This window comes from Thermomonas sp., assembly GCF_019104945.1.
Classification (GTDB): domain Bacteria; phylum Pseudomonadota; class Gammaproteobacteria; order Xanthomonadales; family Xanthomonadaceae; genus Thermomonas.
On record NZ_JAHRWW010000014.1, the window covers coordinates 47,516 to 67,690 of the forward strand.

Annotated in this window: 20 protein-coding genes and 1 pseudogene; 14 read left to right on the forward strand and 7 right to left on the reverse strand. The window is 57.5% G+C overall.

What is annotated here, in order from left to right; translation table 11 throughout:
* Positions 1 to 6 precede the first annotated feature (6 nt).
* Positions 7 to 1,104: a PilT/PilU family type 4a pilus ATPase gene (locus KUL77_RS03780; protein ID WP_297143832.1), complete on the reverse strand. Its 1,098-nt coding sequence runs from the start codon at positions 1,102 to 1,104 to the stop codon at positions 7 to 9.
* Between the two features lie 68 nt (positions 1,105 to 1,172).
* Between KUL77_RS03780 and KUL77_RS03785 the strand changes: the two genes are divergently transcribed.
* The 8 genes and pseudogenes from KUL77_RS03785 to KUL77_RS03820 all read left to right on the forward strand — a co-directional run bounded on the left by KUL77_RS03785 (position 1,173) and on the right by KUL77_RS03820 (position 9,009).
* The gene (locus KUL77_RS03785; RefSeq protein WP_297143834.1) at positions 1,173 to 2,423 is read left to right on the forward strand and encodes an OmpA family protein; all 1,251 of its coding nucleotides are present in this window, start codon (positions 1,173 to 1,175) and stop codon (positions 2,421 to 2,423) included.
* A gap of 280 nt (positions 2,424 to 2,703) precedes the next feature.
* Complete coding sequence (locus KUL77_RS03790) at positions 2,704 to 2,919, forward strand: YdcH family protein (RefSeq protein WP_297143836.1); 216 nt, start codon at positions 2,704 to 2,706, stop codon at positions 2,917 to 2,919.
* A 176-nt stretch (positions 2,920 to 3,095) separates the two neighbouring features.
* A pseudogene (locus tag KUL77_RS03795) lies at positions 3,096 to 3,491 on the forward strand (CBS domain-containing protein); the annotation flags it as partial.
* 94 nt (positions 3,492 to 3,585) lie between these two features.
* On the forward strand, positions 3,586 to 4,401 hold the full coding sequence (locus KUL77_RS03800) for an ABC transporter permease (protein ID WP_297143838.1): 816 nt from the start codon (positions 3,586 to 3,588) through the stop codon (positions 4,399 to 4,401).
* On the forward strand, positions 4,391 to 5,740 hold the full coding sequence (locus tag KUL77_RS03805) for an ABC transporter ATP-binding protein (RefSeq protein ID WP_297143840.1): 1,350 nt from the start codon (positions 4,391 to 4,393) through the stop codon (positions 5,738 to 5,740). The genes KUL77_RS03800 and KUL77_RS03805 overlap by 11 nt, the downstream gene beginning before the upstream one ends.
* Positions 5,737 to 6,963 carry a hypothetical protein gene (locus KUL77_RS03810; protein WP_297143842.1) on the forward strand — a complete coding sequence of 409 codons (1,227 nt, stop codon included), beginning with the start codon at positions 5,737 to 5,739 and terminating at the stop codon, positions 6,961 to 6,963. The genes KUL77_RS03805 and KUL77_RS03810 overlap by 4 nt, the downstream gene beginning before the upstream one ends.
* Positions 6,960 to 8,081: a glycosyltransferase gene (locus KUL77_RS03815; RefSeq protein ID WP_297143844.1), complete on the forward strand. Its 1,122-nt coding sequence runs from the start codon at positions 6,960 to 6,962 to the stop codon at positions 8,079 to 8,081. The genes KUL77_RS03810 and KUL77_RS03815 overlap by 4 nt, the downstream gene beginning before the upstream one ends.
* Positions 8,082 to 8,160: 79 nt before the next feature.
* Positions 8,161 to 9,009 carry a glycosyltransferase family A protein gene (locus tag KUL77_RS03820; protein ID WP_297143845.1) on the forward strand — a complete coding sequence of 283 codons (849 nt, stop codon included), beginning with the start codon at positions 8,161 to 8,163 and terminating at the stop codon, positions 9,007 to 9,009.
* 117 nt (positions 9,010 to 9,126) lie between these two features.
* On the opposite strand, the gene KUL77_RS03825 is transcribed toward KUL77_RS03820, so the two are convergent.
* Together KUL77_RS03825 and KUL77_RS03830 are read right to left on the reverse strand one after the other, a co-directional pair.
* Positions 9,127 to 10,065, reverse strand: a complete 939-nt coding sequence (locus KUL77_RS03825) for an electron transfer flavoprotein subunit alpha/FixB family protein (RefSeq protein WP_297143847.1) — start codon at positions 10,063 to 10,065, stop codon at positions 9,127 to 9,129.
* Positions 10,065 to 10,811, reverse strand: a complete 747-nt coding sequence (locus KUL77_RS03830) for an electron transfer flavoprotein subunit beta/FixA family protein (RefSeq protein ID WP_297143850.1) — start codon at positions 10,809 to 10,811, stop codon at positions 10,065 to 10,067. The genes KUL77_RS03825 and KUL77_RS03830 overlap by 1 nt, the downstream gene beginning before the upstream one ends.
* A 188-nt stretch (positions 10,812 to 10,999) precedes the next feature.
* Here KUL77_RS03830 and rfbB point away from each other — a divergent pair, with 188 nt between their 5' ends.
* From rfbB to KUL77_RS03860, 6 genes are all read left to right on the forward strand, one after another.
* Positions 11,000 to 12,055 carry a dTDP-glucose 4,6-dehydratase gene (rfbB, locus tag KUL77_RS03835; protein ID WP_297143852.1) on the forward strand — a complete coding sequence of 352 codons (1,056 nt, stop codon included), beginning with the start codon at positions 11,000 to 11,002 and terminating at the stop codon, positions 12,053 to 12,055.
* Entirely contained in the window at positions 12,052 to 12,942 is an 891-nt protein-coding gene (gene rfbA / locus KUL77_RS03840) for a glucose-1-phosphate thymidylyltransferase RfbA (protein WP_297143854.1), read from the forward strand. Before rfbB ends, rfbA begins: the two co-directional genes overlap by 4 nt.
* Positions 12,939 to 13,496, forward strand: coding sequence for a dTDP-4-dehydrorhamnose 3,5-epimerase (gene rfbC / locus KUL77_RS03845; protein ID WP_297143856.1), 558 nt, complete (start codon positions 12,939 to 12,941; stop codon positions 13,494 to 13,496). The genes rfbA and rfbC overlap by 4 nt, the downstream gene beginning before the upstream one ends.
* Positions 13,493 to 14,389 carry a dTDP-4-dehydrorhamnose reductase gene (rfbD, locus tag KUL77_RS03850; RefSeq protein ID WP_297143858.1) on the forward strand — a complete coding sequence of 299 codons (897 nt, stop codon included), beginning with the start codon at positions 13,493 to 13,495 and terminating at the stop codon, positions 14,387 to 14,389. The genes rfbC and rfbD overlap by 4 nt, the downstream gene beginning before the upstream one ends.
* A gap of 70 nt (positions 14,390 to 14,459) precedes the next feature.
* Positions 14,460 to 15,179: a CoA transferase subunit A gene (locus KUL77_RS03855; RefSeq protein ID WP_297143860.1), complete on the forward strand. Its 720-nt coding sequence runs from the start codon at positions 14,460 to 14,462 to the stop codon at positions 15,177 to 15,179.
* Between the two features lie 2 nt (positions 15,180 to 15,181).
* A complete protein-coding gene (locus KUL77_RS03860; RefSeq protein ID WP_297143862.1) occupies positions 15,182 to 15,808 on the forward strand; it encodes a CoA transferase subunit B in 627 nt (208 codons plus the stop codon).
* Positions 15,809 to 16,091: 283 nt separating this feature from the next.
* On the opposite strand, the gene KUL77_RS03865 is transcribed toward KUL77_RS03860, so the two are convergent.
* The 4 genes from KUL77_RS03865 to KUL77_RS03880 all read right to left on the reverse strand — a co-directional run bounded on the left by KUL77_RS03865 (position 16,092) and on the right by KUL77_RS03880 (position 20,148).
* Positions 16,092 to 17,756, reverse strand: a complete 1,665-nt coding sequence (locus KUL77_RS03865; protein WP_297143864.1) for an electron transfer flavoprotein-ubiquinone oxidoreductase — start codon at positions 17,754 to 17,756, stop codon at positions 16,092 to 16,094.
* Positions 17,757 to 17,825: 69 nt separating this feature from the next.
* Positions 17,826 to 18,458, reverse strand: a complete 633-nt coding sequence (locus tag KUL77_RS03870; protein ID WP_297143866.1) for an ABC-type transport auxiliary lipoprotein family protein — start codon at positions 18,456 to 18,458, stop codon at positions 17,826 to 17,828.
* On the reverse strand, positions 18,455 to 19,381 hold the full coding sequence (locus tag KUL77_RS03875) for an MlaD family protein (protein ID WP_297143868.1): 927 nt from the start codon (positions 19,379 to 19,381) through the stop codon (positions 18,455 to 18,457). The genes KUL77_RS03870 and KUL77_RS03875 overlap by 4 nt, the downstream gene beginning before the upstream one ends.
* Positions 19,381 to 20,148 carry an ATP-binding cassette domain-containing protein gene (locus KUL77_RS03880; protein ID WP_297144073.1) on the reverse strand — a complete coding sequence of 256 codons (768 nt, stop codon included), beginning with the start codon at positions 20,146 to 20,148 and terminating at the stop codon, positions 19,381 to 19,383. The genes KUL77_RS03875 and KUL77_RS03880 overlap by 1 nt, the downstream gene beginning before the upstream one ends.
* Positions 20,149 to 20,175 lie beyond the last annotated feature (27 nt).

The following is a 20,175-nucleotide window of genomic DNA, read 5'->3' on the forward strand; positions in this document are numbered from 1 at the left end:
GCGAGGTTAGAACACGTCGGCGTAAGGGTCGTGTTCGGCGCCAGAGCCTTCGGATAGGCGGAACTTCAACGCGAGGCCATCGCGTGAATCGGCCGCTTTGAGCGCCTCTTCCATTTCGATACGGCCTTCCTTGTAGAGCCGGAACAGGCACTGATCGAAACTCTGCATGCCGTCTTGCAGCGAGTTTTCCATCGCCAATTTAACTTCATGCACTTGGCCGCGGCGCAGTAGGTCGCGGATCATCGGCGTGTTGATCAGTACCTCGGTGGCGGGCATGCGGCGCCCGTCAACGCCCACTACAAGGCGCTGGCTCACCACGGCCTTTAGATTGAGGGCGAGGTTCATCAGCACGTTCTTGTGCGCACCTTCGGGGAAGAAGTTGAGCACGCGCTCGATGGTCTGGTCGGCGTTATTCGAGTGCAAGGTGGCAAGGCAGATATGCCCGGTTTCAGCGAACGCGATCGCCGCCTCCATCGTCTCCGCGTCGCGGATTTCGCCGATGAGGATCACGTCGGGTGCTTCACGCATCGCATTTTTTAGCGCAGCGTGGAAGCTGTGCGTATCCAGCCCCACTTCGCGCTGGTTAACGACCGAAAGTTTATGCCGGTGCAGGTATTCGATCGGGTCTTCGATGGTCAGAATATGGCCGGGGCTGGTGCTGTTGCGGTGGTCGATCATCGACGCCAGCGTGGTGGATTTACCCGAGCCGGTAGAGCCAACGATCAGCACCAATCCACGCGGTGCCATGATGATGTCCTTCAGCACCGGCGGCAGCTGCAGCTCTTCAATTGTAGGAATGACGCTGCGGATGGTACGAATCACCATGCCCACCTCACCGCGCTGCTGAAACACATTCACGCGGAAGCGGCTGCAGCCGGGTACCGAAATCGCCATGTTGAGCTCTTTTTCGCGCTCAAACTCGTCGATTTGCGCCTGATCCATTAGAGAATAAGCAATGGCTTTGCATTCCCCGGGTGCCAGTGGTGCATCGCTCATGGGCTGCAGGATGCCTTCCACCTTGATGCCAACGGGCGCACCGGTGGACAAAAACATGTCAGAGGCGTCTTTTTCCGCCATAAGCTTGAAGTAATAGTTGATATCCATTCTTGTCCCCAAATCATCATTGACGTTGCATCAGCGGCGGCGAGTTTCCACAATGGGGCATCTGCCGGATGAAACGACTTCCCATGCCAATTAGCTTCGCACAATTTCGCGTCACGCTGTATGCCCCCCTCGTCAGCACTGCGCTGTTGGTCACAGGTTGCGCCACACTGCCGCCGCCAACAGCCGAGTTGAGTGCGGCGCAGCAAGCGGTGATGCGCGCCGAGGCCGTGGATGCCGACCAGTACGCGCCGGAGGCGCTGCAACAGGCGCAGACAGCGCTACAGCAGGCGCAGGCGGCGTTTACACGCGGCAAGAACGACGATGCGCGCGGCGCGGCTGTGGAAGCCTCAGCCAGTGGCGATATGGCACGTGTGCGCAGCGAAGCGGCGCGGGTGCGGGCGGAATACCAGCAACGTTTCGATGAAGTGGCCACCCTGCAGGCGCGTTTACACCAAGAAGTGGCGCAAACAGGCGGCGTTCCGCTGGATATTGCGGTGGCGGGGGCGAGTGATGAGCAGAAACTGCAGGCCTTGGATGCCGACCCTCGCTTGAATCCGTTTGCTCAGTTTGAACGATTACAGGCGCGGCAGGCGGTGGCGGCACTAGCAACCGTGAAGCGCCGTGATCTAAATGCCGCACTGACGCTGGCGCAGCGCCGTGTTGAAGTAGCAGGGCTGGCCGCACGCGTAGAAGCCACGCGGCGCGAGATTGAACGGCTTGAGCGTGAGCGTAGCGAGCTATTGGTGGAGGCGAGCCGTCGCGATGCCGATAAGGCGCGCGCTGAAACGGAGAAACTGCGCCTGCAGGCGCAGCTGGACGCAGAAGAGGCCGCCCGCCAGCAGGCGCAGGCCGAACAAGCCCAACAGCAAGAAGAAGTGCGCGCGGCACGGGCGCGTGAAGAAGCATTGGCCCGTAAAGAAGCGGAACTGGTCTCGGGGGCGAAATTGCCGCCGATGCAGGCAACCGATCAAGGCAACGTATTCACCTTTTCAGGTGCGGCCTTTGCCAGCGGAAAAGCGCAGCTCACCAAGGCGGCCGCCGCCAGCGTCAAGGCGCTGGGGCTGTATGTGAACGCGCTGCCGGGGCGCACGGCGCAGGTGGTTGGGCATACCGATAGCCAAGGCGACGCAGCGGCGAATCAGAACCTATCAGAGCAGCGCGCGCAGCAAGTGCGTGCGGGGCTTGTGGCAGCGGGCCTGAAGCGTGATCGGGTCACCGCACGCGGGGCAGGATCGGCCGAGCCGGTTGCCGACAACACCACGGCTGCAGGCCGCGCGAAGAATCGCCGGGTGGAAGTGGTTGTGCAAAATAATCTTTGAGAACAATAAGTTAACTTCTTGGGAAGGAAAAGTTTAGGCGCACTGTTTTTGTTGCAAAAAGGCTTGCCAAGCCTCCGCAACAGGCGTAGGGTCAGATACCCGGACGGTCTCATTTTCCTGCACCGTTCGGCCGGAGGTCGGCCGATGCCAGATGTGTTCGACAATTTCGAAGAATCGCTTTCAAAAACGCCCCGCGCGCTCGTGTGCCGGGGCGTTTTTGTTTCCCCACGCGCAGCGCCGAATTCCGGCAAGCGCATTCTTGAGTCAGGAGGTTTTCATCATGTTCGAAGCGCAACCGCAGGCTGATGTCGAGGCGTTGATGAAGGTAAACAGCGAATTTCGCCAACTGTACTTCAGGCACAAAGAGCTGGATAAGCAGGTGATGGATGCAGAGCTTGGCGTACTGCCAATTGATGACACCACGTTAGGCCAGATGAAACGCGAAAAGCTTGTGGCCAAGCAGCGTTTGCTGCAAATGTACGAACGCGCAAATTAAGCGCACGCGGGGCGGCGCAATGCCGCCTTGAGCTTCGCCTGCGGGTGGTGGCGGTGTCCTCGTTCGCCGTCGCCACTCGCGGGGTGATGTTCAGATCAAACGGGCGGCGGATGGTAACCTATGCAGGTTTCATCACAGGCACCGCCATGAGCACAATTTCTTCGGATCAAACAACGCCGCAGCACGGCGATTTGCGCGACTTGATCCCGCACCCGTTTTCAGCGGCGGGCACCGTTGTAGTGGGGCCGCAAGACACCTTGATTGCGGCATGGCAGAAGATGCAGCAGCACGGCATCAGCCAGCTGCCGGTGATGGAAGGCGAACGCATCGTGGGCATGTTGGATGAGTCCGACGTGCTGCTGCATGTCTATGGCGATGAAGCGCGCTTCCACGAACCGGTGGTTGAAGCCATGGTCAGTAAGCTTGATAAGGTCAATATGGCCGCCCCCATAGAAGTGCTGCTGCCGGTATTCGACCGTGGGCATGTCGCCATCGTGATGAACGGCGAGCAGTTTGTGGGGTTGGTGACCAGGATTGATTTGCTGAATTATTTGCGTAGCAAAGTCGGTTGACGGAGCATTTTCTTTTTATGCAGCTTGACTGTGGTGATAGTTGCGAGCAAGGCAACATCGTTATTGATTCTTCGGCTCGGGAAGGATACGGGTGGTGAAATATCTCTCAGCACTTCTGGCGCCGTTTCTGGCGTTGGTTAGGGACAGGGCGTTGATCTTGGAGTTGACTCGTCGCGAAGTGGATGGCCGCTACCGCGGCGCCAGCCTAGGCGTGCTCTGGTCCTTGGTCAGTCCATTTTTGCTGTTATGCATCTACACGATCGCTTTTGGTACGGTGATGGGCGGGCGCTGGCCGGAAGTACAGGCGGCTGGGACGCCGTTTTCCATCATCATGTTCGCTGGGATGATCCCCTATTTCGTGCTTTCCGAATGCATGATCCGTTCGCCGGAACTGGTGGTCGGCAATCCTTCCTATGTGAAGCGTGTGGTGTTTCCGCTGGAAATCCTGCCATGGCCGATGCTGCTGTCGGCATTGTTCCACTGCCTGATGAATGTGCTGGTATTCGTGATAATGCGCTTGGTGATGCAACATGATTTTGAATGGACGATTATCTATTTGCCATTTGTCATCCTGCCGATTGCAGTGCTTGGGTTGGGCATGGCTTGGTTCCTAGCATCAATCTCGGTGTATTTTCGCGACGTGCGGCAGGTGGTCGGGCTGGCAAGCATGGCGCTACTGTTTCTGTCGTCGGCAATGATTCCAACGGCGACGGTACCAGAGAAATACCGTGTGATCTTCCAGCTGAATCCGGTTTCGTTCATCGTGGATCAGGTGCGGGCCGTGTTGATCTGGGGTACCCAGCCGGACTGGGCAGGGCTAGTCGGCTACATGCTGGGAGCAGTTGCGTTCATGTATGCAGGCTATACCTGGTTCATGTCGACGAAGCGTGGGTTCGCCGATGTCCTCTGATGCAGCCGTCAAGATTTGTGGGGTCGGCAAGGTCTTTCCGATTTATGCCAAACCGCACCACAGGCTGCTGGAGATGCTGTCGCCGCGCGGCATGGAGCGTTTCCGCAGCGATTTTCATGCGCTGAAGGGTATCGACCTCGAAATTCGCAAGGGTCATACGGTTGGTATTGTCGGCCGCAATGGTTCGGGCAAGTCGACGTTACTGCAGATAATATGCGGTACCTTGGCGCCGACAACGGGTAGTGTGGAAGTAGTCGGTCGGCTTGCCGCGTTGCTGGAACTGGGGGCGGGTTTTAATCCTGAATTCACCGGATTGGAAAATGTCTACCTTAATGCGACAATCTTAGGCCTCGGGCGTAGTGAGATAGAGCAGCGACTAGATGATATTCTTTCATTCGCTGACATTGGCAATTTCATTAACCAGCCTGTCAAGAATTATTCCAGCGGCATGTATGTACGGCTGGCTTTTGCGGTGGCGATCAATGTCACACCGGAGGTTCTGGTGGTGGACGAGGCGCTGTCGGTTGGCGACGAGGCATTTCAGCGAAAGTGCTTTTCCCGAATCGAGAAAATTCGTGAAGCTGGGGCCACTGTGTTGTTCGTTTCGCATTCAGCGGGCACAGTGGTGGATCTTTGCGACCAAGCGATTCTGCTAGACGGTGGTGAGCTGTTGATGCAAGGTGCGCCTAAGCGAGTGGTGTCACTTTATCAGAAGCTGATCTATGCTCCCACCGAGCAGCAGTTGGAGATTCGTGAAGCCATTCGTTCCGACACGGAATCAGTAATCGCTGCCCAAACTACCGAGTCGACAGCTGTGCCAGAGAAGGCGGTTAAAGAATCCACGAAGCTTGAGGCTTGGTACGATCCGCACTTGTTGCCGGCATCGGTGATTGCATATCAAGATCGCGGAGCGACTATCGAAGACGCACACCTGAGCACGTTGAATGGAAGACGGGTCAATATGCTGGTCCATGGTGAGGAGTATCTCTACACCTATAAAGTGAAGACCCGTCGGACGCTGTCGCGGGTGCGTTGCGGTATGATGATCCGGACGACCACCGGCATTGAGGTGGGGGGGGCGGCCACTGATCCGGCGATGCCGCAAATGCAACTCGTATCTGCGGATGCGACGATCGAAGTGTGCTTCCGCATCCGATGTCTGCTCAACCCAGGTACGTATTTCCTCAATGCGGGTTGTCTGGCTGACACTGGTGCAATGGAGGAGTACATCGATCGGCGAGTGGATGTGGCGATGTTTCGTGTTATGCCCGACCACGCGATCCGGGCGACGGCACTAGTCGATCTTGTGATTGATGACAGCATAGAGTGGCGTACATGAGCGGCAATACGGCCATCGCCCTTCTCATTGTTGGCATGCACCGCAGTGGCACGTCAGCAGTTGCTGGCAGTCTTGCGCGGCTGGGTATGCCATTGGGCGAACGCCTGCTTGCGGCTGGCGAAGATAATCCAAAGGGCTATTTCGAGCATGAAGATGCTGTTCGTCTAAACGATGCGCTGCTGGATGGTTTGAATCGAAGCTGGGATGACCCGCGTAACCTGCCGGATGACTGGATGCAGATGCCCGCCGCAGACGAAGCACGCATCGCGATTGACCGCTTGCTTGGGCGGGATTTTTCCGGTGTCGCGCTGTTCGCGTTGAAGGATCCGCGGATGTGCCGACTGCTCCCGCTGTGGCTTGAAGTATTACGAGCGGCGAATGTGGAGCCTCGTGTGCTGCTGGTGGTACGTCATCCGTTCGAAGTTGCAGCATCTCTGAGTAAACGAAATGCTTTTGCGCCTGCACTTTCCGAAATTCTTTGGCTGGAACACATGTTGGCGGCGGAACGGGATTCACGCGATTGCAGGCGTGCTGTCCTTAGTTATGACGAGCTGATGGCAGCACCTCAAGACGCACTTCGTCATGTGGCGTCGGTACTTGATTTGGATGGGTTTTGTGCTTTGCGAGGCGGGGCTCTTTCGGAATTCGTGTCCGCCAATGACCGGCATTTCTCCGGGGGAACGTTGCTGTCGCCGGGTAGCGATTACGACGATATCGCAGTTGATGCATTCAAGCTATTCACGCAGTTACCGCTGGACGTCTCGGATTTCGATGCTTTGCAGGCTCGGTTAAGCCTGAAAGTGTCGTCGGCATTGGAGCTGGTGAACGCATTGGCGGCACATGCATTGCAGTCGAAGCGGGAGGCTGCAACTGGGATGGAGGCGTTTTCTAGGCTGGAGTCGCAGCTTAATGCGCAGATCGCATGGTCGAATGCTGCAGTGGTGGAGCGTGAAGCCTTGCAGGTGGAACTTGCGGAAACTCGTTCTTCATTGAACGCCCAGATCGCATGGTCGAATGCTGCAGTGGTGGAGCGTGAAGCCCTGCAGGCGGAACTGGCGAAAATGTGTTCGGTGCTGGCTGCACAGACCAAACGAGCCGCGAACCTAGAACTGACAATTTCCCGCTACGAGGCGACGCTGATCGGTCGCCTGCAACGCCGTTGGTTGATGTGGTGTGGCAACCGTCGGAATGGCAAAAAAACCAATAAGGACACGATGCAATGATTTTCTATACTTCTATCTGTACGAACTACTTGCCGAAGGCGATGGCGCTTGCCGAGTCGGTTAAGGCACATTGTCGTGATGCGACTTTCGTGTTGTGCCTCGTGGAGCGGGAAATTCCGCAGATCGCTCGCGATTTCCCGCATTTCGATGACATCATCCTTGCCAAGGATGCGGGCTGGGATAACTTCGATCAGTTCATGTTCCGGCATTCCATCGTCGAAGCCTCCACCGCCGTCAAGCCACAATTCCTGCGGTACCTGATCGAAGCGCTGTTCCCGGAACAGGATAAGTTCGTCTATCTGGATCCCGACGTGTTGGTCTATGGCGAGTTCGTCGAGCTGGAGGCGTTACTGGATCGGGAATCGATCGTAGTCTGTCCGCACCTGCTGCACCCAGGCAACATCGATATGGAGATCAGCTCGCTGGCACATGGCAGCTACAATCTAGGGTTTCTAGCCGTCAGGCGCAGCGGCAACGCGAAGCGTTTTCTGGACTGGTGGGCCGAACGTCTGTTCCTGTTCTGCTATGACGACAAGAGCCGTGGCATCTTTACCGACCAGAAGTGGATCGACTTGGCGCCGTCATTCTTCGACGTGCATATCTTCAAGCACCACGGCTACGATTTTGCTACGTGGTCGCTGCTTGGCAGCGATTTGCGCGTGACGGATGGCGATGGCTATGTGGTAAATGGAGATCCGCTGCGTTTCATCCATTTCTCCGGGTTGGATTCGGGCACCATTGATAAGGCGATTAGCTGGTGGCTGACACCGGATAACCGTGATACGTTCGTAGCGCTATATGCGGAATACCGCGCATTGCTGAAGCGACATGGCCAAGCAAGTCTGGGTAAAACGCCATGGAGCTATGCAAATTACGCTGATGGTCGGGCAATTGCGAGAGAAGCGCGAGTGGCCTATCGCGCGTCAGACCTGTGGGTGCGTATTCCAGAACCGTTCTCTGCAAGTGATGCGGCGATCATGGATGCTGCGCCGACTGACGTTAGGAATGGAGTAGTAGACGTTGAGTTTGGCATTCTCGATCGCATCAGTCGATCGGTACGTGAGGTTGGCCTAGGGGCTACGGTGGGGAAGGCTGTTCGCAAGGTTTTCGGCCCCTGATTAGACATGACGGTGATGAGATGCTGCGAACGAAGAGGAGTACGTCATTGGGTCGCTCAATTGAAGCTGGTGGCGTAGGGTGAGTAAGGTCTCCATCATTATTCCCTGTTACAACGCCGGGGCAACATTAGAGGCATCGGTGCGCTCCGCGTTGGAGCAAACTTATTCCGACATTGAGATCGTGATCGTCGATGATGGTTCCGATGATATAGAGACACTTGATCTGTTGCGACGCTGCTCATGGCCGCGTACGCGAGTACTGCATAAGGAAAATGGTGGTCCGGCGGCAGCGCGAAACTTGGCGATTTCAGAATCGTCTGGGCGTTACATTCTGCCGCTGGATGCTGACGATCTAATTGCCCCGTCCTATGTGGAGAAGGCAGTGGCGGTGCTCGATGCTGAGCCGCAAGTTGGTATCGTTTATTGCAAGGCGACCAAATTTGGGGCGGGAAATGGCCCGTGGAATTTGCCCGATTACACGTTGCGCGAGTTGGTGATCGACAATGTGATTTTCGTTACAAGCCTATTCCGTCGCGATGACTGGGCGAAGGTGGGTGGATTTAGCGAGTCCCTGAAACTGGGCGTCGAGGATTATGATTTCTGGGTCAAGATTGTTGCTTCGGGTAGTGAAGTGCGGCAACTGGATGAATTCCTGTTCCACTACCGCGTCGGTCATGCGTCGCGCACTACGGGCTTCAGCAGTAACCGAGATGCGATGGTGAAAACCTATGCCGATATCTTCAGGAACAATCTGGCATTTTTCGGCGAGCATGCGGAATACCTGTTCGAGCACAGATTTAGGCTGTACGATGAACTGGCGCGCTATCGCGCAATGCATTGCAGAGTGGAAGCGTTTCTGATGCGGTGGCCGTGGTTGGAGCGCGTTGCTCGACGGTTTTATCGTTGGTTGGTGCGGCACTCCAGCTGATGGATATAGCGTGGTATGCGCGGGTATTCGGAAAAGTATTTAGTCGCAGCAAAGTCGGTTGATATAGCAAACGGCAGCGCCACCGTGATGACGCTGCCGCATATGTGACTTGTGCTGTTACAGCGCCGCTTCCAGCTCCGGCAGCACTTGGAACAGGTCGCCCACTAGGCCGATATCGGCAATTTCAAAGATCGGCGCGTCGCCGTCTTTGTTGATGGCCACGATGGTTCCAGCGTCCTTGATACCGGTGAGGTGTTGAATGGCGCCTGAAATGCCCACGGCGACATACAGTTCGGGGGCAATAATTTTGCCGGTCTGGCCCACCTGCAGGTCACTGGGGACGTAGCCTGCGTCCACAGCCGCGCGTGAAGCGCCTACGGCGGCACCGAGTTTGTCGGCCAGCTTGTAGATGATCTGGAAGTTTTCTTCCGAACCCACGCCGCGGCCGCCGGAAACCACGCGCTTGGCGCTTTGCAGGTCCGGGCGGTCGGATGCGCCGGAGGCAAGGCCCACATAGCGGGTGTGGGTGGGAAGCGCTGCATCCACGGAAACCGCTTCAACGCTGGCGCTGCCACCGCGTGCGGCTTCTGGCCACGAGGCGGTGCGTACGCTGGCCACCACGATTTGGTCAGCAGGTGCTTCAACGGTGATGATGGCGTTGCCGGCGTAGATCGGGCGCTTGAAGCTGTGGCTGCCTTCAACCGTCATCAAGTCAGAAATCTGGTTGACGCCAAGTAATGCGGCCACGCAGGGCAGCAGGTCTTTGCCGAAGGTGGTGGACGGCGCGAAGACGTGGCTATAGCCCTTGGCGATCTGTGCAATTTGCGGGGCCAGTACTTGCGCAATTGCGTGCGCGTTGACGGTGTTGGCAACGGTCAAGACCTTGGTGACACCTGTAATTTGCGCCGCGTCAGCGGCAACGGCGTCAGGAGCGTCAGCCAAGACCAGTACATCGATGCTGTCGGGGTTGAGCGCGGCAGCAGCCGAGACTGTCTTAGCGGTAGAAGCGTTGAGTTTGCCGCCTTGGTGTTCGGCGATGACAAGTACCTTGGCCATTACAGGAGCCCCTTCTGCTTGAGTGCGGCCACCAATTCGGCGGCGTCTTTCACCATTACTCCGCGACTGCGCTGCGCGGGCGGTGCGTAATGGGTGGTTTTGAGTGAATCGTTGGCTTCAACGCCAAGATCCGCAAATGCAATGGTTTCCAGCGGTTTGCTCTTGGCCTTCATGATGTCCGGCAGCTTGATGAAGCGCGGTTCATTGAGGCGCAGGTCGCTGGTGATTACGGCGGGAAGATCCACTTCCAGCGTTTCAAGGCCAGCATCCACCTCGCGGGTGACTTTGGCTTTACCGTTTTCAATCTCAACTTTGGAGGCAAACGTCGCCTGCGGGCGGCCCCATAGCGTGGCCAGCATCTGCCCGGTTTGGTTGGCGTCGTCGTCGATGGCCTGCTTGCCCAGAATAACCAGATCGGGCTGCTCTTTTTCAACCAGTTTCAGCAGGGCGCGCGCAGCGGTGAGCGGCTGCACGGCGGCGTCGGTCACCACGTGGATGGCGCGGTTAGCGCCCATGGCCAACCCGTTGCGCAGATGCGGTTGGGCGTCGGCGGGGGCGAGTGTGGCCACCACCACTTCCGTGGCAATCCCTTTGTCGCGCAGGCGCAGGGCTTCTTCTAGCGCGATTTCATCAAACGGGTTGGGCGATAATTTAACGCCGTCGGTCACGACGCCGGAGCCGTCGGGCTTAACCTGGATGCGGACGTTGAAGTCCACCACGCGCTTGTAGGCGACGAGGATTTTCATGAGCTGCAGACCTTAATAAATGGCAGGGAGGCGGCAAGTGCCGACGGTAAAGTGTTGATTTTAACTGTTGAACAGTATCTATGCGAATGAACGCAGCCCATTTGACCTGAATCATTTCGTACCAAAGCACTGGCTACTTGCCTGTATCCTTACGGGTTCTCTTGTGTAATCGCGAACTGGAGCAAGCTATGTCCGTTTGGCTGGTGACCGGCGGAGCCGGGTTTATTGGCGGAAATTTCGTGCTGGAAGCAGTGCGTCGTGGGGTCAAGGTGGTCAATCTCGACGCACTGACCTATGCCGGTAATCGCGACACCTTAGCTGCGATTGAACATGATCCGAATCATGTCTTCGTGCATGGGGAGATTGGTGATCGTGAATTGGTCGCTACACTTTTGGCCGAACACCGGCCCGACGCCGTATTGAACTTCGCCGCAGAGAGCCATGTCGATCGTTCGATCGACGGCCCCGCGGCCTTTGTGCAAACCAATGTGGTGGGAACACTCAGCCTGCTGGAGGCCGTGCGTGATTATTGGAAGTCGCTAGAAGGCGACGCGAAAGCCGCGTTCCGCTTTCTGCATGTCTCTACCGATGAGGTCTATGGCACGCTGGGTGAGACTGGTAAATTTAGCGAAACCACTCCCTACGCACCCAATTCGCCATATTCGGCCAGCAAAGCGGCTTCCGATCATTTGGTGCGTGCGTTTCATCACACCTACGGCCTACCGGTGCTGACCACCAACTGCAGCAATAACTACGGCCCTTATCACTTTCCAGAAAAACTCATTCCCTTAGTAATCGCCAAGGCACTCGCTGGTGCGCCGCTGCCGGTATATGGCGATGGTAAGCAGGTGCGCGATTGGCTGTTCGTCACCGATCATTGCGAAGCCATTCGTACCGTGTTGGCCAAGGGGCGCGTGGGCGAAACCTATAACGTGGGCGGCAATGCTGAGATGCAGAATATCGAGGTGGTCAAGGCCATCTGCGCGCTACTCGACCAACGCCGCCCGCGTGAAGATGGGCAGCCGCGTGCGTCACAGATCACTTATGTGGCCGACCGCCCCGGCCACGATCGCCGTTATGCGATCGATGCCAGCAAGCTGCGCAATGAACTGGGCTGGGAGCCTGCATATACCTTCGAGCGCGGCATCGCAGAAACGGTGGACTGGTATCTGGCAAACCAAGCATGGGTACAGCGCGTTTTGGACGGCAGTTACCGCCTAGAGCGGATTGGCGGTGCGGCATGAGTAAGCAGCGCAAAGGCATCATTCTTGCTGGCGGTTCCGGTACGCGGCTGTATCCCATTACCCAAGCGGTGAGCAAGCAATTGTTGCCGGTGTACGACAAGCCGATGATTTACTACCCGCTGAGCGTGCTGATGTTGGCTGGGATTCGCGAAGCGCTCATCATCAACACGCCGCACGAGCAAGCGCTATTCCAGCGTCTGCTAGGTGACGGTTCGCAGTGGGGCATGAAGATCGAATACGCGGTGCAGCCGAGCCCTGATGGGCTGGCGCAGGCATTTGTGATTGGCCGCGAGTTTTTAAACGGCGCACCATCGTGCCTCGTGCTTGGGGATAATATTTTCTATGGCCACGGCCTGACCGATCTGCTGAGCCGTGCCAACGCACGTGCGCAAGGTGCAACCGTATTTGGTTACTGGGTGCGTGACCCAGAGCGCTATGGCGTGGCTGAGTTTGACGCCACGGGTAAGGTGGTGGGGCTGGAAGAAAAGCCGACCAAGCCAAAGTCTAGCTATGCCGTAACCGGACTGTACTTTTATGACGAACGCGTTTGCGACTATGCCGCAGCGCTGAAACCTTCCGCCCGTGGTGAGTTGGAAATCACCGATCTCAACCGCTGCTACTTAGAAGATGGCAGCCTGCATTTGGAAAAAATGGGGCGCGGTTATGCGTGGTTGGATACGGGCACACATGAATCGCTGATTGAAGCCGCCACCTTTATTGAAACCATCCAAATGCGCCAAGGTTTGCAGGTGTGCTGCCCTGAAGAAATTGCGTTCAATCAGGGCTGGATTGATGCCGCACAGGTGCGTGCATTGGCTCAGCCACTGGCAAAAAATGGCTACGGGCAATATCTGCTGAGCTTGATCGGCCAAGGCCACATCGCATGAAAATTATTGAAACAAAAATCCCTGGCTGCGTAGTGATTGAGCCTGCCGTGTTCGGCGATGCGCGCGGTGCTTTTTACGAAACATGGAATGCTGAGCGGTTTGCAGAACATGGGCTGCCGACGCGCTTTGTGCAGAGCAATGTGTCCACATCGAGCCAAGGCGTGCTACGCGGTCTGCACTATCAGTGGCCGCGTCCGCAGGGCAAGTTGATTAGTGTGCTAGAAGGCGAGGTGTATGACGTGGCGGTGGATATCCGGCATGGATCACCTACGTTTGGGCAGTGGGAGGCGGTGATCCTCAGCGCAGAAAACAAACGTCAGTTGTGGATTCCCGAAGGTTTTGCGCACGGTTTTGTGACGCTCTCCGAGCGCGTGGTGTTTCACTATCTGTGCACCGATGTGTACGTGAAAGAGGCCGATGCCGGGCTGCGCTGGAACGATGCAGAGCTTGCAATTGATTGGCCGGTCGTTACGCCGCTGTTGTCGGACAAAGATGCGCGTGCGCCCTTCTTAAGCGAGATCGCGCCTAATCGCCTGCCGCAGTATTTGCCATGAAACTCCTGCTGCTGGGTGGCAATGGACAGGTTGGGCGCGAACTGCGGCGCAGTTTGGCGGCGCTGGGCGAGGTGGTTGTTGCAACCCGCGATGGCGCTCATGCGGAGGTCGCCGCCAATTTTGATGCGCCCGATACACTTGTCGCATTGGTGCAGCGTGTAACCCCTGATGTTGTAGTCAACGCGGCGGCGTACACGGCCGTCGATAAAGCGGAGACCGAGCCGGATGCGGCGTTTCGAGTCAATGCACTGGGGCCAGCAGCCTTGGCGCAGGGCTGTAAGTCGGTCGGTGCGCTACTGCTGCATTACTCCACCGACTACGTGTTTGCAGGAAACGGCCAGCGCCCCTATCGCGAAGATGACATCACCGCGCCGCTGGGTGTGTATGGTGCAAGCAAGCTGGCGGGCGAAGACGCGATTCGTGCCAGTGGCGCGCAGCACGCTATTTTGCGCACGGCGTGGGTGTATGCCGCGCATAGTCAAAACTTTTTGCGCACGATGCTGCGGTTGGCTGGTGAGCGCGAGGTCTTAGGTGTGGTGGCCGACCAAATCGGCACGCCCACGCCTGCGTATGTGATCGCCGATGTGACCGCCGAGATACTACGCCAAGGGCTGCCGCACTCTGGCACATGGCACCTGACCGCAACAGGGCAAACAAGCTGGCACGGCTTTGCCGAAGCGATCATGGCCGAGGCGCTCGCGCTGGGTGTTATCACTCGCGCACCGCGCGTGGATGCGATTGCCACAGCCGATTATCCAACCCCTGCACGGCGCCCGGCGTATTCGGTGCTGGATACGCACAAATTGCACCAAGACTTCGGCATTGCACTGCCCAGCTGGCAAGCCGGTTTGCGGCATGTGCTACGCACCATGGCAGAACAACCCTTGCCCTAAGGTACACAGGGCTTTGATCTCAGAAACGTTAGAATAGGGCTTTCACACTTCTACGTTTGGAGATGTGCCTGTGGCCGCCGCCAAGAAAAGTAAGTTGTACCCCAGCGCCGCCGCCGCCCTTGAAGGGCTGGCAAAAGACGGTCAAACCTTTGCCGTTGGTGGCTTTGGCTTGTGTGGAATCCCCGAAGCCCTGATTGCCGCATTGCGCGATTCTGGGGCCAAAAATCTCACTGTCATTTCGAACAATGCAGGCGTGGATGGTTTTGGCCTTGGCCAGTTGCTCGGTACACGGCAGATCAAAAAAATGATCTCGTCGTATGTCGGTGAGAACAAAGAGTTCGAGCGCCAGTTTCTCGCTGGTGAGCTGGAATTGGAGTTCAACCCACAGGGCACACTGGCTGAGCGTCTGCGCGCCGGTGGCGCGGGGATTCCCGCCTTCTTTACCGCCACAGGTTACGGTACGGTGGTGGCTGAAGGTAAGGAGACTCGTGAGTTCAATGGTCGCATGTATGTGATGGAAACCGCGCTCAATGCCGACGTGGCTTTGGTAAAGGCGTGGAAGGCCGACACATCAGGGAACTTGGTGTTCCGCAAAACTGCACGAAACTTCAATCCGGCCTGCGCAATGGCCGGTAAGGTCTGCGTGGCGGAAGTGGAAGAGTTGGTTGACGTGGGGCAGATCGAGCCAGACCAAGTGCATTTGCCGGGCATCTTCGTTCAACGCATCGTGGTAAACGCCACGCCCGAAAAGCGCATTGAGCAGCGCACCATTCGTCAGGAGGGCAACTAATCATGGCTTGGTCGCGTGAACAAATGGCGCAGCGCGCCGCGCAAGAACTTACCGATGGTGCGTATGTGAACCTTGGGATTGGTCTTCCCACCATGGTGGCCAATTACATCCCGGATGGCGTGAACGTGTGGCTGCAAAGCGAAAACGGTTTGCTGGGGATCGGCCCGTTTCCCACCGAAGCTGAGCTAGATGCGGATCTGATCAATGCTGGTAAGCAAACAGTAACCGCGCTGCCCGGTGCGAGTTTCTTTGGCAGCCATGATTCGTTTGCGATGATTCGCGGCGGGCACATCGATCTTGCCATCCTCGGTGCGATGGAAGTCACCGATAAGGGTGATCTTGCCAATTGGATGGTGCCCGGCAAGATGGTCAAAGGCATGGGTGGAGCGATGGACCTAGTGGCTGGCGTGCGCCGTGTGGTGGTGCTGATGGAGCATTGCACGAAAGCAGGTGCGCCCAAAATCATTCCGCAGTGCACTTTGCCGCTCACCGGCGTGGGCGTGATCAGCCGCATCATCACCGAGCTCGGTGTGTTTGATATTACGCCAGAGGGCTTGAAGTTAGTGGAGCTAGCAGCGGGCGTAAGCCGCGAAGAAGTTGCGGGTAAGACCGGTGTGCCGCTGCGCTGATCTTCTATCTCGCAGCTAGCTCAGGGCGGCTTATCCCTTCCGCGGATGTCCCCCGGTAGCAGCAAAAAACGCTGCTACCTCCTCCTTGATTCCGCTACAGGGACAAGCCACCCTAAGCTAGCGAAGTGGGTCTTTCGCTTTTTTTGGCGCGCACTGTCACCACGGGCATCCGCCGGTTACTCCCTGTAGCGAAATCAAGGGGGAGGCAGCGGCCGCAGGCCGATGCCGGAGGACATTCGCGGAAGGGGGTAACCGGCGGATGCCTAGCTAGCTAGATTTGGTGTTACATATTTTGATAATTCGGCCCGCCGCCACCCTGCGGCGCCACCCAAACGATGTTCTGCGTGGGGTCTTTGATATCACAGGTTTTGCAGTGCACACAGTTGGCCGCATTGATCTGTAAACGCTCGTGGCCGGGTTCACCCACATACTCATACACACCTGCCGGGCAGTAGCGCGCTTCCGGCCCAGCGTATTTTGCGAGATTGACGGACACGGGAATCGTGGCGTCTTTCAGCGTCAAATGACTCGGCTGGTTCTCGTCGTGGTGGGTGCTGGAAAGAAACACCGAACTCAGGCGGTCGAAGGTGAGTACACCGTCGGGCTTGGGATATTCAATTTTTGGTTGCGTGGCCGCAGGCTGCAGGCAGGCGTGGTCCGGCGTGCTGTGATGAAGTGTCCACGGCGGGTTGCGGATACCCAGCTTCGGCAATAACCATTGCTCGATGCCGGTCATCAGTGTGGCGAAATTACGGCCCTTCTTGAACCACTGCTTGAAGTTCTTCGACTGCTGCAGTTCGGCATGCAGCCAGCTCTTTTCAAACGCTTCTGGGTAGGCTGTAAGTGCATCGTGCTTGCGGCCTTCCACCAATGCCGCCGCAGCGGCTTCAGCGGCCAGCATGCCGGTTTTGATTGCTGCATGGCTGCCCTTGATGCGGCTGGCGTTGAGGAAGCCAGCCTCACAGCCCACCAGTACGCCGCCGGGGAAAATAGTTTTCGGCAAACTCAGCAGCCCGCCCACGGTGAGCGCGCGTGCACCGTAGCCAATACGCTTGCCACCTTCTAAGTGCTTACGAATAGATGGGTGCGTTTTGAAACGCTGAAATTCGTTGAACGGGCTAAGCCATGGGTTTTTATAATCCAACCCAACAACAAAGCCCACGGCGATCTTGCCGTCCTCGGCGTGGTAGAGAAACGAGCCGCCATAGGTATCGCTTTGCAGCGGCCAGCCAGCGGTATGCACAACGAGGCCGGGCTGGTGTTTGGCTGGGTCGGCTTGCCACAGCTCCTTGATACCGATGCTGTAGCTCTGTGGGTCTTTGCCCTCATCCAGTTTGTATTTTTCGATTAGCTGACGGCCAAGCTGGCCGCGCGCGCCTTCGGCAAAGATCGTGTACTTGGCGTGCAGCTCCATACCGCGTTGGAATTGGTCGGTGGGCTGGCCGTCTTTGCCAATGCCCATATCACCGGTGGCTACGCCCTTTACAGCGTTATTTGCGTCATACAGCACTTCGGTGGCAGCAAAGCCGGGGAAGATTTCAACACCCAGTGCTTCGGCTTGCTGCGCCAGCCAGCGCGTCAGTGCGCCGAGGCTGACAACATAATTGCCGTCATTATGGAAACATTCCGGCAGCAGCCAGCCGGGGGTTCCGCGCGCACCAGTTTCACTTAAAAATAAAAACTCATCGCGGGTCACGGCTTGCTTGAGTGGTGCGCCGCGTTCCTTCCAATCTGGAAAAAGTTCGGTGAGCGCTTTCGGATCGACAATCGCGCCCGACAAAATATGCGCCCCCGGTTCCGAACCTTTCTCCAGCACGCAAACGCTTAGGTCTGAGTTGAGCTGCTTGAGGCGAATGGCGAACGACAGGCCGGCAGGGCCACCGCCAACGGTGACGACGTCATACTCCATCGCCTCGCGTTCGATGGCGTCAGGGCTGGTCTGGTTCATGCAGCGCTCCTAAGATCAAGCCTGTTATTGTCGTTGGTTTGGTTAGCGTGAACAATCTAAAGCGCTGCGTTAGCGCGCTTTTTGCGTGCGCGCCGGGCCGGTTTGCAGCACCCACGCGCTCACGTCGCGGCCAAGCTGGGTCAGCAGTGGGGTGAATGTTGCAGAAACTTGCGCAACCTCGCTGCCTTGGGCGGGCTGTTCAAGCACAAAGGTGCGGTTTCCCACGAGGCTGAGGTCGGAGAGTTTGAGCAGTTTTGCGTTCACTTCGATACGTGCAAAAGGCATTTCTTTTCCGGCGTAATCGGCCTTGAAATCACGCAGGTCGAGTAGAAGCCTGTAGTCGCTGGTGGCTCCGCTGTCTTGACGGGTGACCGACGCAATTTTGCCGCTGTCTTCCAGCGTGCGCAGGATGATGTCCTCTACCATGCCGCCGGGTGCGCGCGCCCAGGTGGCTGCGCGATAGACCTGCAGTTCACCGGGTGTGGGGCTAACCACGATACGGTTACTTTCCAACATGCGTGGCACTTGTGGCGGTGCCACTTCCAGCGACCAACCGACCTGCGGCCAAGCGGCATCGGGTTGGGTGGTGGGGGCAGGCGCGTAAATCGAAGACGATTGTTTCGGCCCACCAATCAGGCTGCTGCAACTGCTCAGCAGTAGCGTAATAAAAACGCAGGCGGAAGTTGTGAGTAGGCGGCTCATTTCGGATCAAACTCCTTGGGGGCGTCGCGGCCAAGCAGATAGCGCGCGGGGTTGTCTTCAATGCGGCCACTCAGCTCGCGCAGATCGCGCACTAGGGCGCGTAGTTCAACCAGCGTAGGGCCTACTTGGCCCAGCCCGTCGCGGGTGAAGTTTTTCAGTGCGGGGCGGTTTTCAGCCATCAGCGCATCGGCATTGCCAGCAGCGGAGTCGAGTTTAGCAATCGCACTATCAAGCCGCGTCAGCAGCGGCGGAAGTTTTTGCACGAGGTTGCTATCTAAACCTTGCAATGTGCCGTTAGCAGTTTGCAGCGTGGTCTCTAGCGTGGTGGAGGCGTTACGTGCGTTGATGATGAGCGCGGAGATGTCTTCACGGCGCTGCGCTAATCCTTGCGTGGTGGTTTCAAGGTTGGCCAAGGTGGCCGATAGGTGGCGGATATTGTCTTCGCTGAGCATTTGATCGAGCCGCGCGATCAGCCGGTTGCTGGCGTCGGTGATGTTTTGCAGTGCGGAGGGTTCGGTTTGAATAATCGGTGGGCCGCCGTCTTCCGCAGGCTGCAGCGCCTCGGCTTTCGGGCTGCCGCCGCTAAGCTGGATGAAGGGCACGCCGGTAATGCCCTGCTGCGAGAGCTTGGCGCGGGTGTCGGCCTTCACAGGGGTATTGGCGCGTAGTTTCACCAAGGCGATCACGCGCCGCGCGTCGCGGTCATCAAGGCTCAAGTCTTCGACCGTGCCTACCGCCAGCCCGTTGTATTGCACGCTGCCGCCTTCGGTAAGACCGGTGACAGGCTCATTGAAGATCACCTGATACTCGCGCCAGTTGCGTGAAGACGAAAAATTACTGGCCCATAGTGTGAATAAAAGTAGGCCAATCACTGTTGCCAGCGTAAAGGCACCAATCAGCACATAGTTGGCGCGGGTTTCCATTACATACCTTCCTTTGCCGCAACATGGGCAGAACGCCCGCGCGGCCCGTTGAAATACTCCTGCACCCACGGGTGGTCGAACTTTTCCAACTCGGTCAGTGGCGCTGCGGCCACCACGGTGCGGTCGGCTAGCACTGCGACACGGTCGCAGATTGTGTAGAGCGTGTCGAGATCGTGGGTAATCAGAAACACCGTTAACCCGAGCGCGCTGCGCAGGGTCAAGATTAAATCGTCGAATGCGGCAGCACTGATCGGGTCAAGCCCGGCGGTGGGTTCGTCCAAAAAGAGCAGCGGCGGGTCCAGTGCGAGTGCGCGGGCAAGTGCGGCGCGTTTGCGCATGCCACCAGACAGCTGAGATGGCAGTTTATTGATTGCATCGGCAGGCAGGCCGGCCAGTTTGATTTTCAACAGCGCAAGTTCGTAGCGCAGCGAGCTGGGCAGGTCGGGGTAATACTCTTTCAGCGGCACCTGCACGTTTTCGCCCACAGTAAGCGAAGAAAACAGCGCACCGTCTTGAAACAGCACGCCACTATTGCGTTCCACATGACGCCGGGTAGTGGCGTCATCAGACAATGCATTCACGCCAAGCACATGGATCTGCCCCGCGTTGGGGCGGCGTAATCCAAGGATCGAGCGCATGAGCACCGACTTGCCCGAGCCAGACCCGCCTACAACGCCCAGGATCTCGCCGCGACGAACGTCTAAATCAACGCCATCGTGGACGACCTGCGCGCCAAACCGATTCACGATTCCGCGCAGATGAATCATTGGGACGTCGCCAATATCTGCGCCGTC